Source organism: Nocardiopsis suaedae, from assembly GCF_027706745.1.
GTDB classification, from domain to species: Bacteria; Actinomycetota; Actinomycetes; order Streptosporangiales; family Streptosporangiaceae; genus Nocardiopsis_A; species Nocardiopsis_A suaedae.
Genome location: NZ_JAQFWP010000006.1, coordinates 1 through 15,495, shown reverse-complemented (window position 1 = coordinate 15,495; position 15,495 = coordinate 1). Strand labels below are relative to the sequence as shown.

Sequence of the window (15,495 nt, the reverse complement as noted above, 5' to 3'; positions counted from 1 at the left end):
GCTCGGCGCCCTCCCCTTGTCGGTGCCCTCCCCTAGGCTGCGAGGCCTCACAGTGGTGCGCCACGCTCCGACAACCGAGGAGGACCCCGATGCGCAGGGTGACCTATTCGATGACGACGTCCCTCGACGGCTACATCGTGGGGCCGGACGGGGGCTTCGACTGGGCGCCGCCCGACGGGGAGGTCTTCCGTTTCGCCACCGACGAGGTCCGCGCGCTCGACGTCCACCTGCTGGGGCGGCGGCTCTACGAGACCATGCTGTTCTGGGAGGACGCCGGGTGGAGGACCCCTGACCGGGACCGGGCGCAGGACGCGGCGATGCTCGGATTCGCCGGGCTGTGGAACCCCCTGCCGAAGGTGGTCTTCTCCACCACGCTGTCGGAGGTGCGGGGCAACGCCCGCCTGGCCTCCGGCGGTGTGGCGGAGGAGATCGAGCGGCTGCGGGCCGAGCCGGGCGAGGGGAACATCGCGATCGGCGGCGCGACCCTCGCCGCCGAGGCCGCCGCGGCGGGCCTGATCGACGAGTACCGGGTCCGGGTCTGCCCGGTCCTCGTCGGCGGGGGCACCCCGTACTTCCCCCACCAGGCGCGGCACGAGGACCTCGAACTCCTCGAGACCCGCACCTTCGACTCGGGGGTCGTCTTCCTCCACCACCGCGTGGTGCGCTAGGGCGCGTTGTGCGGATCATGGCCGTAGCGAGCGGCGTCCAGGTGCGTTCATCGCAAGGACGCAGTGTTCCCAAGCGCCGGGGGAGTCGGCCTGGGCGTGCTGTCGACCGATGAGAACGCAGCGAGGGGCGTGCCTGGGCGTCGCGCAGTAGGTCGTGATCCGCACAACACGCCCTAGCCGCCCGGGGGCAGGTGGCGTGCGAACCAGGCCGCGGCCAGGTCCGCCACCTGCTCCAATGCCCCGGGCTCCGCGAACAGGTGGCCCGCGCCGGGGACCACCTCCAGGGCGCTCTCGCAGGTCAGTTCCTCCCGCGCCCGGCGGTTGAGGTCCAGCACCGCCGTGTCCGCCCCGCCGACGATCAGCAGGGTCGGCGCCCGCACCTCCGCCAGACGCGCCCCGGCCAGGTCGGGGCGGCCGCCGCGGGACACCACGGCGCCGGTCCCCGACGGCGCGTCCGCCGCCGCGACCAGCGCTGCCGCCGCCCCGGTGCTGGCGCCGAAGTACCCCGTCGGCAGGTGCGCCGCCTCGGGGCGGGCGCCCAGCCAGTCGGCGGCTCCGCGCAGCCGCTCGGCCAGCAGGCGGATGTCGAAGACCAGCTCCCGGTCCTCGCCCTCCTCCTCGGTGAGCAGGTCGAACAGCAGCGTGCCCAGCCCGGCGCCGTTCAGCGTCCCGGCGACGCGCGTGTTGCGCGGGCTGTGCCGTCCGCTGCCGCTGCCGTGCGCGAAGACGACCGCGCCCCGCGCCCCCTCGGGCACGGTCAGGTGCCCGCCCAGGCGCACCCCGGCCGCCTCCACCCCGACGTCGGCGTCCACGCCCGGCCCGGCGGCGTCCCGGTGCTCCCGCAGCAGCCCGATGACCTCCTCGTCGGTCGTCTGAGCGAAGTCGGTGTACCACTCGCCCACCGCCTGGAACCACGCGGGCGCCGACAGGGAGACGACCTCGTCCGCGTCCCCGGCCAGCGCCCGCAGCGCCGCCGGCGCGCCGACCGGGACCGCCAGCACCACCCGCACCGCCCCCTGCGCGCGGGCCACCCGGCAGGCCGCGCGGGCGGTGGAGCCGGTGGCCACCCCGTCGTCGACGACCACCGCGGTGCGCCCGGCCGGAGACACGCGCGGCCGCCCCTGGCGGAACAGCGCCGCACGCCGCTCCAGCTCGGCGCGCTCGCTCCGCTCCACCGCGTCCAGCGCCTCGGTGTCCACGCCGTGCCCGCGCACCACCTCGTCGTTGAGGATGCGCACGCCGCCCTCCCCGATGGCGCCCATGGCCAGCTCCGGGTGGCCGGGCAGGCCGAGTTTGCGGACGGCGATGATGTCCAGCGGGGCGCCGAGCTCCTCGGCGACCCTGTGCCCCACGGGGACGCCGCCGCGCGGCAGCGCCAGCACGACGGGCTCCTTGTCCGCCTCCCCACCGCGCGCGAGCCGCTCCCCCAGGCGACGGCCCGCATCATCACGGTCGTCGAAGGCACGCTGCGTGAACGCCATTGCCGCATCCCCCTTCACCTGGACTCCTGCCCCCGCACCACGGGGCGAATGCCCGGTTTCACCACCTTTACGACGAAGATTCAGAGTCCGCGCCCCCGTCGCCGCCCCCACAGCGAACGCTCCCGGCGCGCTACACGACGAAGAGCCCACCGACGCTCCACACCCCACCGGAGGCGACGCCGCCAGGCTCACCCGACACCGGTCCCGGCGGCTGGCGGTCGACGCGTTCTTCGCGGCAGCGGCCTCCCTGTAGCGCTTGACGAGGTCAGTGACAGCCATCCAACGCGTAGACGGGAAGTCAGCGCCAATCCACCCCTAACCAGGCGTAAACATGGATATTATGTTCCGCATTATCCTATTTGCCCCATTGAGGCCGTACTGGTACGCCAACACCAGATAAACAACCAATGGAAATATCGCGGCCACAAATACATTCACTTCTGCGGCAACTCCGATTTTCGCCAAAAGGAATAATATCAGAGCGGTTACCGCAAAACCCCAACAGCGGGCCTTAACGAGCTGCCGACCATCCGCGCGATCAGGCGACATCGACGGATCGGCAGCGATCAGGGCAGCTGGCAGAACTTCTCCAAAACGATTGTTGGCGACGTTGTTCATAGCAGAATACGCCAATCTTCCGATTTCAACGGCACCCCCTTCCGGATTCCGCTTAAGTTCACTTCCGCAACGAGAAAACGTGTTTGAGGCCTGCGTGACATGCACGGCGAAACGCTTGCGCTCACCATGATCATCACCGAAGTCATCGGCCACGTCACGAATAAACCGGTGGAGATGCTCGTGTACACCGTTATCTCGCGATGGTCAGCACCCCCTCGAGCCACGATTCCACTTTGAGACGCGATTTCAAGAAGCGGATGGAGGACCACGTACGGGCGATACACAACCCTCCCCGCGATCCCCATTCTGATCCATTTCTGAAGTACAACTCCCCCAAGAACGGATGCCAGCAATATCATTGACCCCACAGGACCGGCATCCCCTCCAACAAGGAAAGACCAGTAGGAGTTGCACGGAACCGAGCCAGGGGCACCACCTTGCTCGCACTGATCGACATACGCGCCGTACCCCAGCGCCACCAGCACCCATCCGGATCGATGCCGACACCACCTACAACGCGGACCAATCCGCTGTTCAGAACCTTGGACGTAACCTCTAATCCGATGGGAAGGCATAGCGCAGCAGCATCACACCGTTCCCGAACACCCGGTGCTCTGCCAGGGTGAGCGGCCTGAGGCCGCCCTCGTCGAGGAATTGGCGGCGGCCGCCGCCCACCAGCACGGGGTGCACGTACAAGCGGAGCTCGTCCACCAGGCCCTGGCGGAGGAAGGCTCCGGTCAGGTCGGTTCCGCCCAGGTAGAGGTCGCCGTGGCGGTCCTTGAGGCCGGCGATGTGCCCGGGGTCCACCTCGCGCACGATGGTGGTGTTCCACCCCGCCTCCGACAGCGTCCGGGAGAAGACGTACTTCGGCTTCTCGCGCCACATGCGGGCGAAGTCGGCGACCGGTGCGGGGGCCCCGGGGTCGGCGTCGGCGTCCGGCCACACCTCGGCCTCCAGCTCGTAGCCGACCCGTCCGGACATGAACGCCCCCGCGTCGCGCAGGACGCCGTTGAAGTGCGTGTGCAGTTCGTCGTCGACCATGTGCCAGGCCAGGCTGCGCCCCGGCCCCTCCATGAACCCGTCGACCGACACCGATGACATGACGATGACCTTGCCCATGCACCGACGCTAGCCCGCACCAAGGACGTTCTCGGGGACCCGCGGCGGGCGGCGTTCAGGGGAGGAAGTCCAGGAACGCCTCCCGCCCGGCGATGCGCCCCAGCGCGGGCAGCCCGGTCGTGCGGGTCCAGCGCAGGCGGTCCACCACCCGGTAGGCGATCCCGGCGGTCTCGGCGGGGGCGGTGGGCGGCACCCGCAGCACCACCGCGTCGCCGCGCGCGGGCCGGTCGGCGGCCAGGTAGGTGACGGCCTCCCCGGCCCGGCCCCCGCCGGTGCGCACCTCGATGCGCAACAGCCCGAACCGCTCCCCGGCCCGCGCCGACCAGGCCTGCGAGGAGCCGCTCAGCTCCTCCAGGAGACAGGCGTGGCGGATCGGGACGGGGGCGTCCCGCCCGGGGGCGCCGAACGGTCCGCCGTCGTCGTGCGGGGGCGGCACGATGGGCCCGCCGGGGCGCAGCGCGTCCACCAGCGCCGCCGCCCCGATCCCGGGGGCGACGCGGACCCGCCGCTCCCGGCCCCCGGGCCAGGAGGCGATGAGCGCGGGCCGCTCCCCGGTGAGGTCGACCGTGTGCACCAGGAGCCCGTGTGCGGCTCCGGCCCGCTGCACGCTCGCCAGCCGGTACAGCAGCGGCGCCCACCACTCGCCGCCCGCCCAGGAGGTGACGCGGTGGGCCCCGCCCTCCGGGATCGCCGGGTCCCCCGGTGCACCCCCGTCGGCGGCGTCGGCGCCGTCGCCCCCCGTTCCCATGGCCTCCTCCTCTGCCGCCCCCGAGGGTGCGCTGTCCTGTCTCCGCCCTTTGAAGAGTCCTCGGAAGGCGCCGTTCCGGGCGGCCCGGTGCCGCCCGCCGGGACGGTCCTTGGCGCCTGGTCCCCTCGGCTCTGCGTTCATCGGCCCTGTCGTCATCGATTCCGGCTTTCATGGTCGAACCCGCACGGACAATGCCCCGCGACCGTAGGAAAGCGGCCGCGGGGCGGACAGGGCCGAGAGTCCATCGACCATTACGGTCGGTAGCGCCGGGCCGATCACCTGCGAAACGGGCGGAAGGGCGCCTGGCCGACTCCGGTCAGGGATGCGCGTGTCGGTTCACGTGCAGGTTCATACGGCGGCCCCGAGCCAGAGGGAGGCCGCCACGGGGGCGAGGTAGAGCAGCGGCGCGGGGATGTGGGAGTAACGCCGTGCACGCAGGACGGTGATCCCGGCACCGATGAAGTACAGGAGCAGGCCGACCCCGGCGGCCACCCCGACGGCGGGGACGAGGAGGCCGACGAGCAGCCCGAGCGCCCCGGCCGCCTTGGCGGCGCTCAGCCACGGCCACCAGGAGCGGGGGACTCCGTAGATCTTCATGGCGGTGACGATCCAGTCGGCCTCGCGGTAGAGGACGACGGCGGAGAACCCCACCATGGCGGCGGCGAGCACGGTGACGGCGATGTAGGCGATGGTCATCTCGGATGCTCCTCAGCGTCGGGGGGATGGTCTCACCGCACTGACGGAGCGCACCGCGAAAGTGTGACCGGTGGGGCGGCCCTGCCCGGTCGACTCGGGCCGCGGGCGCTCAGGAGGCGGGGGCGGACGCCTCCGGCGCCGCCTCGTGGTCGAACCGCCGCGGCCGTCCGCGTCCCGCCATCGCGCCCACCGCCCTCCCTTGACGCCCGACCCCGGTCCCAGCAATTATGTAGCGATCACTACATAAAAATCTGCGAGGAGGAGGCCACCCCCATGGGTTCGCTCGACGGCAGGTCCGCACTGGTCACCGGCGGCAGCAGGGGCATCGGCGCGGCGACCGCCGCCCGCCTGGCCGAGGAGGGCGCCGCGGTCGCGATCACCTACACCTCGGCCCGGGACCGCGCCGAGAAGGTGGTCCGCGGGATCGAGGAGTCGGGAGGCCGGGCGGTGGCGCTGCGCGCCGACGCGGCCGACCCCCGGGCGGTGACGGCCGCGGTGGACGGGGCCGCCTCCGCACTGGGATCGCTGGACGTCCTCGTGAACAACGCCGGGGTCTTCCCCTACGGCGACATCGGGGAGCTCACCCTGGAGGACTACGAGGACACCATGGCCGTCCACGTGCGCGCGGTGTTCGTGGCCGTCCGGGCGGCCCTGCGCCACATGGGCGAGGGCGGGCGCATCATCACCATCGGCAGCAGCCTGGCCGAGCGCGTCCCGGCGCCGGGGATCAGCCTGTACGCGATGAGCAAGTCCGCGCTGACCGGGTTCACCAAGGGCCTGGCCCGCGATGTGGGCCCACGCGGGATCACCGCGGCCATCGTCCACCCCGGGTCCACCGACACCGAGATGAACCCGGCCGACGGCCAGGGGGCCGAGGAGGAGCGCGCCCTGACCGCCCTGGGCCGCTACGCGCGCCCCGAGGAGATCGCCGCGTCGGTGGCCCACCTCGCCGGTCCCGGCGGCGCCTACATCACCGGCACGTCGATCACCGTCGACGGCGGCGTGACGGCGTGAGCACGGTCCAGCGCCACCGCCCGCGCGGCGGGCACCGCCGCGCCGCGTTCTCCTGGGCGGTCCTCGTCGTGGCCGGGCTGCTGGAGATCGCCTGGTCCCTGGCGCTCAAGGAGGCCGAGGGCCTCACCCGGCCGGGCTGGGCCGCCGCGGGGATCGGCACGGCCATGGTCAGCCTCGGCCTGCTCTCCTACGCCCTGAGGGACCTGCCGGTGGGCACCGCCTACGCCGCCTGGGTCGGCATCGGGAGCGTCGGCGTCGCCGTCGCCGGGATGCTGGCCCTCGGCGAGCCGGTCGCACTCCCGCGGCTGCTGTTCCTGGGACTGATCGTCGCGGGCGTCGTCATCCTCAGCCGGCCCGAGACCCCGCCGAGCGGAGCTGACGAGGAACCGGGGAGGCACCGATGGCATGGGTGATCCTGACCGTCGCCGGACTGCTTGAGATCGTCTGGTCGCTGGCCCTCAAGAGGGCCGACGGGCTGACCCGCCCAGGCTGGAGCGTGCTGGGTCTGGGCACAGCCATGGTCAGCCTCGGCCTGCTCTCCTACGCCCTGAGGGACCTGCCGGTGGGCACCGCCTACGCCGCCTGGGTCGGCATCGGGACCGTGGGGGTCGCCGCCGCCGGGATGGCCGCCTTCCGCGAGCCCGCGTCGCGCACGCGCCTGGCCGGCCTCGCGGCGGTCATCGCGGGGGTGGTGGGACTCAACCTGATCGGCGGCTGAACCTCCGGGTGGCCCGTTGAATCGGCGCCGCGACGGGTAGCGGTACGGGTCCGGGCCCAGTTGCAGGGCGCGCGGAGCCGAGCCACGGGGGGAGGCGTCATGGGGCCGACGGCGCCACCGGACACGGCGGTCCGCAGCACAGACGCGGCCGCCTACCGTGTCCCCCTGCCGGAACGCGAATCCGATGCCACCCTGACCTGGGGCGCCACCACCATGGTGGTGGTGCGGGTGGACATCGGGGAGGCGCAGGGGCTCGGCTACACCTACGCCGACGCCACCTGCGCCGACTATGCGCGGCGGGTGCTGGGGGCCGCCGTGCACGGCGGCGACGGCTTGGACGTGCCCGCCGCATGGGACGCGATGCGGCGGGCCGTGCGCAACGACGGCAGGCCGGGCCTGGTGTCCTGCGCCATGTCGGCGGTGGAGACCGCCCTATGGGACGCCGCCGCCCGTGCGCACGGGATCGCGCTGTGCAGGATGTTCGGCCGTGTCCGCCGGGCGGTCCCGGTCTACGCCAGCGGCGGCTTCACCGGCCCCGAGCCGCTGCGGGCGGCCGAACGGGCCGGATGGTGGGCCCAGGAGCTCGGCGCGCACGCGGTCAAGATCAAGATCGGCGGCACGCCGGAGACCGGGCCCGAGGACCCCGACCCCGCCCGCATCGAACGGGCCCGTGAGGCCGCCGGGGGCGCGCAGGTCTACGCCGACGCCAACGGGGCCTACGGCGCCAAGCGGGCGCTGCGCGCGGGCGCCGTGCTGGACGCGCTCGGGGTGGCGTGGTTCGAGGAGCCGGTGAGCAGCGACGACCTCGACGGGCTGCGCCGGGTGCGGGACGGGGTGCGCGCCGACGTGACCGCCGGGGAATACGGGTACCACCTGCCCTACCTGGCCCGGATGGCGGGCGCCGGGGCGGTGGACTGCCTTCAGGCGGACGTCACCCGCTGCGGCGGCTTCGGGACGTGGTTCCGCGCGGCCGCCGCGGCCGCCGGGAACGGCCTCGCGGTGTCCGCGCACTGCGCCCCGGCGCTGGCGGTGCACGCGGCGGTCGCCACGCACAACGTCCGCCACATCGAATGGTTCGCCGACCACGAGCGCGTGGAGTCGGCACTGCTCGACGGGGCGCCCCGCCCGGTGGAGGGGGATCTCGCCCCCGACCCGTCGGCGCCGGGGCACGGCATGCGGCTCAAGGCGGCCGACGCCGAGCGGTACCGCGTGGGCTGAGGACCGGGCGGAGCACGGACCGGGAAGGGGGACCCGTGTACGACGGGCTGGAAGAGGAACTGGAGGAGCGCGTCGATGGGGAGGTCCGCTTCGACCGCCAAGCACGCGGCGCCTACTCCACCGACGCCTCCAACTATCGCGCGGTGCCCATCGGTGTGGTGACGCCCCGCAGCACGGAGGCCGGGGCCGAGGCGGCCGCGGTGTGCCGTGAGTACGGCGCGCCGGTGCTGTCCCGCGGCGGCGGCACCAGCCTGGCGGGCCAGTGCACCAACACCGCGGTGGTCATCGACTGGACCCGCCACTGCGACCGGCTCGTCTCGGTGGACGAGCAGGCGCGGACCTGCGTCGTGGAGCCGGGGATCGTCCTGGACGAGCTGAACCGGCGCCTGTCCGGCAGGGGGCTGATGGTCGGTCCGTCCCCCTCCACGCACGCCCAGTGCACCATCGGGGGGATGGTCGGCAACGATTCCTGCGGGGCCAGCGCCCAGGCCTACGGGCGGACCGCCGACAGCGTCGAAGGGCTGGAGGCGCTGACCTACGGGGGCCTGCGCCTGCACGCCGGCCCGACCGGCGAGCATGAGCTGGAGCGGCTCGCCTCGGAACCGGGCGCCCGCGGGGAGCTGCACCGGGGGCTGGCCGCGATCCGTGACCGCCACGCCGACGACATCCGGGACCGCATGCCGCGCATCCCGCGTGCGGTGTCCGGCTACAACCTGGACGCCCTGCTGGGCACGGGCTCCGAGGACGGCGGCATGGACACCGCGCGGCTGCTCGTCGGCACCGAGGGCACCCTGGCGACCGTGCTGCGGGCCGAGCTGCGGCTGGTGCCCACGGTGCCGGCCACCGCCACCGCCGTCGTCGCCTACCCGGACGTCGTCCGGGCCGCCCACGCGGCCGCGGAGGTGGCCGAGGCCGGGGCCGCGCGCGGGATCACGCCCCAGCAGATCGAGGCCGTCGACGCGACCCTCGTCGGCTATATGGCCGACAAGGGCATGCACCCGCACGGGCGGTCGCTGCTGCCGCCCGGCGGCTCCTGGCTGTTCCTCCGCTTCGGCGGCGCCGACGCGGACGCCGCCGCCGACGCCGCGCGCGACGTGCTGCGCGGCGTCGGGGCCTCGCCCGACGACGAGACGGTGTTCCTCACAGCGGACGAGGCCGTCCAGGAGGAGCTGATGGCGCTGCGCGAATCGGGCCTGGGCGCCACCGCGCGGATCACCGGGCGCCCGGACAACTGGCCGGGCTGGGAGGACTCGGCCGTCGCCCCCGAGAGGCTCGGCGACTACCTGCACGACCTCGTCGGGCTCTACGCGGACTTCGGCTACCCCCGGCCCGCGTTCTACGGCCACTTCGGCCACGGGTGCGTACATGTGCGCAGCCCCTTCGACTTCAAGACGGAGGAGGGCATCGCGAAGGCGCGGCGCTTCATCGGGCGCGCGGCCGAACTGGTGGCCGCGCACGGAGGGTCGCTGTCGGGTGAGCACGGCGACGGGCAGGCGCGCGGCGAGCTGCTGGAGACCGTGTTCGGGGAGCGCATGGTCCGGGCGTTCGAGGAGACCAAGGCGGTTTTCGACCCGCAGGACCGGATGAACCCGGGCAAGGTCGTGCACCCGCGGCCGCTCGACGCCGACCTGCGGTTCGGGGCCGGGTACTCCCCCGCCCACCCGGGCACCTTCCTGGGCTACCCCGATGATTCGGGCGACTTCTCCCGCGCCGTGGAGCGCTGCGTGGGGGTGGGCAAGTGCCGGCGGCACGAGGGCGGGGTGATGTGCCCGTCGTACATGGTGACGGGGTCCGAAGAGCACTCCACGCGGGGGCGGGCGCGGCTGCTGTTCGAGATGCTGCACGGGCACGACGACTCGCCCGTGAGCGGCGGCTGGCGCTCGGAGGCGGTGCGCGGGGCGCTCGACCTGTGCCTGGCGTGCAAGGGGTGCAAGTCGGACTGCCCCATGGGGGTCGACATGGCCTCCTACAAGGCGGAATTCCTGGCCCAGCACTACCGCGGGCGCATCCGGCCCGCGGCCCACTACTCACTGGGGTGGCTGCCGGTGCTCGCGCGCGCGGCGCGGCTCGTCCCCCGTGCGGCGAACGCGGTCCTGCGGGCGCCCGGCGTGGCGCCCCTGGGGAAGCGCGCGGCCGGGGTGGCGCCTCAGCGGGAGGCGCCCGAGTTCGCGGACGAGACCTTCCGCCACTGGTGGCGCAGGCGCGGCACACCCGAGCCGGAGCCCGGCGACCCGCGGGCGGCGGTGGTGTGGCCCGACACCTTCACCGACCACTTCGCCCCGCAGATCGGCGCCTGCGCCGTGCGCGTCTTGGAGGAGGCCGGGTTCCGGGTGGCGGTCCCGGAGCAGGAGGCCTGCTGCGGGCTGACGTGGATCACCACCGGGCAGCTTCGGACGGCGCGCGCGGCCCTGCGCCGGTCGATGCGGGCGCTGCGCCCGTGGGTGCGGGCGGGCACGCCGGTCGTGGGCCTGGAGCCGTCGTGCACGGCGGTCCTGCGCTCGGACTCCGCGGAGCTGTTTCCGCACGACGAGGACTTCCGGCGGCTGCGGGAGAACATGGCCACCTTCGCCGAGGCGCTGGTGCACTGTGCCCCCGACGGGGAATGGCGGCCGCGGCGGCGGCCGGGCCGGGCGATCGTGCAGACACACTGCCACCAGCACGCCGTCCTGGGCTTCGACGCGGACCGCAGGCTGATGCGCGAGGCGGGCGTCGACGAGCAGGTCCTCGACTCGGGCTGCTGCGGCCTGGCGGGGGACTTCGGCTTCACACGGGGCCACTACGACGTGTCCATGGCCGTGGGCGAACGCGTGCTCCTGCCCGCGGTGCGCGAGGCGGACGCGGAGACCCTGGTCGTCGCGGACGGGTTCAGCTGCCGGACCCAGATCGCCCACGGGACCGAGCGGAGGGCCCTCCACCTGGCCGAAGTCCTGGACGGCCGGGAGGAGCCGGAGCCGCACGAGCGGAGAAGGTCCCCACCATCCGGTCCCAGCCCGCCATGGCGGCGTCGATGACCGCCTGCACGCGTTCGCGGCCCGCGCCGTCGCGCGCTTGGACCGACAGGCCGTGGAGCAGGGTCAGCGCGTAGTCGGCCAGCACGTCGGCGTCGATCCCGGCGGGCAGGTCGCCGTCCTCGGCCCCCCGGGCGATGCGGGCGCGCACCTTCGCACGGTCCTGCCCGCGCAGGTCGGCCAGGTGGCGGCCGACCTCCTCGTGCCCTTCGGACAGGTTGATGCCGGAGAGCACCACCATGCAGCCCGACGGGGTGCCGGGGTCGACGTAGGCGTCGGCGTTGGCGCGCAGCATCTCCTCGACGGCCTCACGGGCGGTGGGGCGCCCCATCGCGCGGTCGGTGGGCGAGTTCTCGGGCGCGTTGTAGGCCGCGACGGCCTCGCGGAAGAGGGCGTCCTTGGAGCCGAAGGCGGCGTAGAGGCTGGTCGGGGTGATGCCCATCGCGGAGGTGAGCATGGACAGCGAGGTGCCCTCGTAGCCGTGCTCCCAGAAGAGCCGCATGGCCGTCCGCAGCGCGGCGTCCCGGTCGAAGCGGCGCGGCCGCCCGCGACCCGCCATCGCCGTCACCGCCTTCCTGGATACCGGCCCTCCGCCCTAGCGATTATGTAGCGATCACCACACAAAGCGCAACGCCCGCCGCCCCGGGTCCGGGGGGGGGGCATCGGCCGTCGTCTTCCAGGAGCCCATGACCTCGCTCATCCCGGTGTTCACGGTCGGCTGGCAGCTGCGCGAGGTGCTCCCGGTGCACCTGGGGAAAGGACGGTGTCCGGCTCCGCCACGCGCACCGCGCGGCAGGGGCACAGGCGTTCGGCCTCGCGCGCCGCCCTCCGTCGGGCCCCGCGGGTTCCGGTGTGAGCACCCGCACCCGGCCGTCGTCCTCGTCCTGGTCGAACAGGTCAGGGGCGGTCAGGACGCACATCCCCGCGCCGACGCACACCTCCCGGTCCGCGGTGGCCTTCGCTGTTGGCCACCCCAGCTCACCGGGAGGCTGTGCAGGCCGAAGACCAGGACGTCGTGCTTGTACGGCAGCTCCGACGCCGGCGCCTCCAGGCGCAGCCCGGGCAGCCGCTCGACCAGCGCGGGCAGCACCATGGCACACATTCGCAGGACCCGTTCCCGGCTCCGCTCCCCGGCGGGCTCCAACGCCGGAACCCCGGCAGAATCGGCGTTTCCAGCACCCTGGAGGAGGCCGATGCCCGACCCCGCGCTCAAGCCGGGGACCACCGTCGTGAAGACCGCGCCGAAGCTGTGGATGGAGAGTGTCCCGTTCGCGGCCGACGTCGGCGCCACCGCCACCGACCTGCTCAGTAAGCGTGTCACCGACGCCATGGACCGCCGCAAGCCCGATCGGCGCTTCGCGGACTTCGGCGCCACCATCGCCAAGCGGGTGATCGACCAGCTCGGGCACGAGTCCGCCGGGCTGCCCGACAATGAGCGCGAGGCGGCCGTCCTGGCCGCCACTGTTCGACCAGGACCTCGACCCGCCGCACCTTGGGCGCAGGATCCGCGAGACCAGCCCGCGGGCGACACGCGACCTGAGCGAGACGGCGACCGGTGTCAACGACCGGCTTCTCCCCGAGTGCTGCGCCTACCCAAGAAGATCATCGGCGCGGACCGGCTCGGGCCGGGGAGCAGAGTGATCCGCTCGCCCCGGCCCAGGTATCGATCCCTCATCCGCTCACGGCATCTGCCCGACCGCCGTCGCCGTGCCCCACAGGACCAGCACCGCGAACGCCACGTTCACCACCGGCATGATCCACGAGTACCAGCGGGCCGGGGCCGCACCGGACCCGCCCGTCGCGGGCCACCGGAACCCGGCCGTGACCAGCGACGCCGCGACCAGGCCTCCGCCCAGCGCCCACACCGCCGGGGGCACCGTCCCCCAGTCCCCGAGGACGAACGCCCACGCCCAGGCCGCCACCGACACCGCCGACTCGGCGACCGTGTTCACCCGGGCCAGCCGCACCCGTTGGAGCCTGCCCCGCACGATCCGCACCAAGGTGATCAGCGGGACCAGCACGGCCAGGAAGACCCCGACCCCCGCACTCCAGTAGGCGGCGACCCCGCCCCCGCCGTCGTCGGCGAAGGGCGTGGAGTCCATCTCCAACAGCCCGAAGCCGATCCGCTCGGCGGGCACCTTCGCAGAGTCGGCCATCACGACCACCGATCGGCCGTCACCGGTGTGCGCGGCGAACGTCACCGTTCCGCTCGTGGCGCCGTTGTGCCAGGCCACCTCGGTCCCCTCGACGTTCCACAGCACCCACGCCAGACCGGACCGCCCGTCGAACTCCTCCTCTCCGGGAACGCCCTCGACCTCGCGCGGCTCGTGCGTCAATCGCGTGACGGGGTCCTCCGAGTCCCGGGCCGCCGCCAGGAACCGGTTCAGGTCCTCCGGCGTGCTCCACGTCCCGAGGCCCGCAGGGGCGTAGCTGCCGCCCGACCACTGCACGGCCGGGGAGGACGCGGCCCGGTACGGCAGCGCCGCGTCCTCCGGAGGCCCGTCGCCGGGGCCGGCCACCACCGTGTCGTCCATGCCCAGAGGCTCCAGCACCCGCTCGGTCACGGCGGTGCGGTAGTCCGCGCCCGCCGCCTCCCCCAGCGACTCCCCGAGCAGCGCGAACCCGAAGTTCGAGTACACCTGCGGCGAGTCCGGTGCCGCGCCGCTGTCCTCCGCGGACGCCGCGGCCTGGAGCGGGGAGCCCGTCCCCCCGTACGGGTCGGTTCCGAAGAAGTTCGTCGGCAGAATGCTCCGGGTGAGCCCCGGGTCCCAGCCGAACGGCAGGGGCGGCAGCCCCGAGGTGTGCGTGGCCAGGCTCTCCAGCGTGGTGTCGGCGACCGCCTGGTCCGCGAAGTCCACGTCCGGCCAGATCTCGCCGAGGGTGGTGTCCAGCTCGACGTCGCCGTCCTCGACCATCTGCGCGAGCAGCCGGGCGGTGACCACCTTCTGCAGGGACCCGGTCTCGAACCGCGTCCCCTCCCCCACCGGCTCACCGCCGCCGCGGGTGCCGAGCTGTGCGGAGCGCGCCTGCCCGTCCTCTTCGAGCAGGACCGACACCCCGACCGCCGATCCGCGCGGCAGTTCGGCCAGCACCGCCTCGGCGATCTCCTCGTCCCCGGAGACGTTCCGCTCCACCGGCGGCGTCACCGGGAACAGCAGGTAGGCGCCGATGGCCGCGGCCACGCCCACCCCGGCGGCGACCGCCGCCGCCTTCCGGGGACCGGCTCCCTCCGGTGCCCGGTCGGCACCGTCCGCCCGTCCGTCGTGCCTCGCCTGTTCCGTCCCCGTCCAATGCATCACAGTCTCCGTCCTCGGCGCGGTCAGCGCCGCGCGGCCATCAGCACCGTCAGGAGCGGCACGATGCGCTCGGGCGGCACCCGGTAGCGCCCCCGCCCGGCCGACCGCAGCCACCCGTCGGCGGTGAGCCGGCGCAGGTGGTGGTAGAGCTGGCCGGTCGTCCCCAGCTCGGGGTCCTCCTTGAGGGCGGCGGTGTCGCCGACGCCCGAGAGCACCCGCTGCAGCAGGGTGAGCCGGACCGGGTGCCCGAGCGCCTCGATGGAGGAGGCGACCTCGGTCCAGTCGGACTGGAGCAGCTCCGTCGCCTCGGCCGCCATCTGCCACTCGTAGTTCTCGCCGGTGGGCAGCGGCACCTGCCCGGTGAACAGCACGGCCCCCCGGTCGGGGGCGGCCATCGCCTTCAGGCGGTTCAGGGCCCAGAAGACCTCGCCGTCCGGCACCCCGCCCGACCGGTCACCGGGTCCGTCCTCGGCGGCCGGTTCCGCCCCTGCGGATCCCGATGCTCCGTCCGGCTCGTCGGCGCCGCGCTCCGCGTCCCGCTCCAGCCGCCGAACCCGCTCTTCCAGCTCGGCCAGCCGCTCATCGATGCGCTCCTCACGGTTCTCCACACTTCGAGATTACGCACTTACGTAATTACGTACAAGTCGAAGCAGCCTCCACGTCGCCCGAGCAGGGCCCGAGTAGGTGCGCAGTGCTGTCAAGTGCGGGTGCGTACGTGGTCACCGTGATGGGCGGCGGCGGAGCGAGCCGAGCGGTTCCCCTGGCCTGGTTGCCGTCCGGCGGGTCCCTCGCGGTCCGGGTGGGCGGGGCGGCAACGACGGGACGAGCTGGTGCCCCGCTGACGGACCCCGGCCGAGTGGCGGGCCGCCGGGGCGCAGGGTGGATGGCGGCGACGACGAAGGTCGGCGGGC

General features: G+C 73.6%; 14 protein-coding genes and 2 pseudogenes. 7 read left to right on the top strand and 9 right to left on the bottom strand.

Features of this window, described 5'->3' with window-relative positions; translation table 11 throughout:
- The first annotated feature begins 89 nt into the window (after positions 1 to 89).
- Entirely contained in the window at positions 90 to 668 is a 579-nt protein-coding gene (locus tag O4U47_RS04780) for a dihydrofolate reductase family protein (protein WP_270676307.1), read from the top strand.
- Positions 669 to 841: 173 nt separating this feature from the next.
- Here the strand turns inward: O4U47_RS04780 and O4U47_RS04775 are convergent, their stop codons facing one another.
- From O4U47_RS04775 to O4U47_RS04755, 5 genes are all read right to left on the bottom strand, one after another.
- Positions 842 to 2,149 carry a phosphoribosyltransferase family protein gene (locus tag O4U47_RS04775; protein WP_270676306.1) on the bottom strand — a complete coding sequence of 436 codons (1,308 nt, stop codon included), beginning with the start codon at positions 2,147 to 2,149 and terminating at the stop codon, positions 842 to 844.
- Between the two features lie 315 nt (positions 2,150 to 2,464).
- Positions 2,465 to 2,920, bottom strand: coding sequence for a hypothetical protein (locus O4U47_RS04770; RefSeq protein WP_270676305.1), 456 nt, complete (start codon positions 2,918 to 2,920; stop codon positions 2,465 to 2,467).
- Between the two features lie 402 nt (positions 2,921 to 3,322).
- On the bottom strand, positions 3,323 to 3,886 hold the full coding sequence (locus O4U47_RS04765; RefSeq protein ID WP_270676304.1) for a dihydrofolate reductase family protein: 564 nt from the start codon (positions 3,884 to 3,886) through the stop codon (positions 3,323 to 3,325).
- Positions 3,887 to 3,941: 55 nt separating this feature from the next.
- Entirely contained in the window at positions 3,942 to 4,634 is a 693-nt protein-coding gene (locus O4U47_RS04760) for a hypothetical protein (protein WP_270676303.1), read from the bottom strand.
- Positions 4,635 to 4,982: 348 nt separating this feature from the next.
- Positions 4,983 to 5,330 carry a DoxX family protein gene (locus O4U47_RS04755; protein WP_270676302.1) on the bottom strand — a complete coding sequence of 116 codons (348 nt, stop codon included), beginning with the start codon at positions 5,328 to 5,330 and terminating at the stop codon, positions 4,983 to 4,985.
- A gap of 273 nt (positions 5,331 to 5,603) precedes the next feature.
- Here O4U47_RS04755 and O4U47_RS04750 point away from each other — a divergent pair, with 273 nt between their 5' ends.
- The 5 genes from O4U47_RS04750 to O4U47_RS04730 all read left to right on the top strand — a co-directional run bounded on the left by O4U47_RS04750 (position 5,604) and on the right by O4U47_RS04730 (position 11,291).
- Positions 5,604 to 6,344: an SDR family NAD(P)-dependent oxidoreductase gene (locus O4U47_RS04750; protein ID WP_270676301.1), complete on the top strand. Its 741-nt coding sequence runs from the start codon at positions 5,604 to 5,606 to the stop codon at positions 6,342 to 6,344.
- A complete protein-coding gene (locus tag O4U47_RS04745; protein WP_270676300.1) occupies positions 6,341 to 6,757 on the top strand; it encodes a DMT family transporter in 417 nt (138 codons plus the stop codon). The genes O4U47_RS04750 and O4U47_RS04745 overlap by 4 nt, the downstream gene beginning before the upstream one ends.
- Positions 6,745 to 7,062 carry a DMT family transporter gene (locus tag O4U47_RS04740; protein ID WP_270676299.1) on the top strand — a complete coding sequence of 106 codons (318 nt, stop codon included), beginning with the start codon at positions 6,745 to 6,747 and terminating at the stop codon, positions 7,060 to 7,062. The genes O4U47_RS04745 and O4U47_RS04740 overlap by 13 nt, the downstream gene beginning before the upstream one ends.
- Before the next feature lie 99 nt (positions 7,063 to 7,161).
- Positions 7,162 to 8,280 carry an enolase C-terminal domain-like protein gene (locus tag O4U47_RS04735; RefSeq protein WP_270676298.1) on the top strand — a complete coding sequence of 373 codons (1,119 nt, stop codon included), beginning with the start codon at positions 7,162 to 7,164 and terminating at the stop codon, positions 8,278 to 8,280.
- 35 nt (positions 8,281 to 8,315) lie between these two features.
- Positions 8,316 to 11,291 carry an FAD-binding and (Fe-S)-binding domain-containing protein gene (locus tag O4U47_RS04730; protein WP_408638930.1) on the top strand — a complete coding sequence of 992 codons (2,976 nt, stop codon included), beginning with the start codon at positions 8,316 to 8,318 and terminating at the stop codon, positions 11,289 to 11,291.
- Positions 11,292 to 11,334: 43 nt separating this feature from the next.
- On the opposite strand, the pseudogene O4U47_RS31245 reads toward O4U47_RS04730, so the two are convergent.
- Positions 11,335 to 11,790: pseudogene (locus O4U47_RS31245) on the bottom strand (TetR/AcrR family transcriptional regulator); the annotation flags it as partial.
- A gap of 405 nt (positions 11,791 to 12,195) precedes the next feature.
- Entirely contained in the window at positions 12,196 to 12,609 is a 414-nt protein-coding gene (locus O4U47_RS04715; RefSeq protein WP_270676295.1) for a hypothetical protein, read from the bottom strand.
- Here O4U47_RS04715 and O4U47_RS31240 point away from each other — a divergent pair.
- Positions 12,542 to 12,929 (top strand): annotated as a pseudogene (locus tag O4U47_RS31240) (NACHT N-terminal Helical domain 1-containing protein). The gene O4U47_RS04715 and the pseudogene O4U47_RS31240 overlap by 68 nt on opposite strands.
- A 38-nt stretch (positions 12,930 to 12,967) precedes the next feature.
- On the opposite strand, the gene O4U47_RS04710 reads toward O4U47_RS31240, so the two are convergent.
- Complete coding sequence (locus O4U47_RS04710; protein WP_270676294.1) at positions 12,968 to 14,470, bottom strand: serine hydrolase domain-containing protein; 1,503 nt, start codon at positions 14,468 to 14,470, stop codon at positions 12,968 to 12,970.
- Positions 14,471 to 14,607: 137 nt separating this feature from the next.
- Positions 14,608 to 15,192, bottom strand: a complete 585-nt coding sequence (locus O4U47_RS04705) for an ArsR/SmtB family transcription factor (RefSeq protein WP_270676293.1) — start codon at positions 15,190 to 15,192, stop codon at positions 14,608 to 14,610.
- Between the last annotated feature and the right edge of the window lie 303 nt (positions 15,193 to 15,495).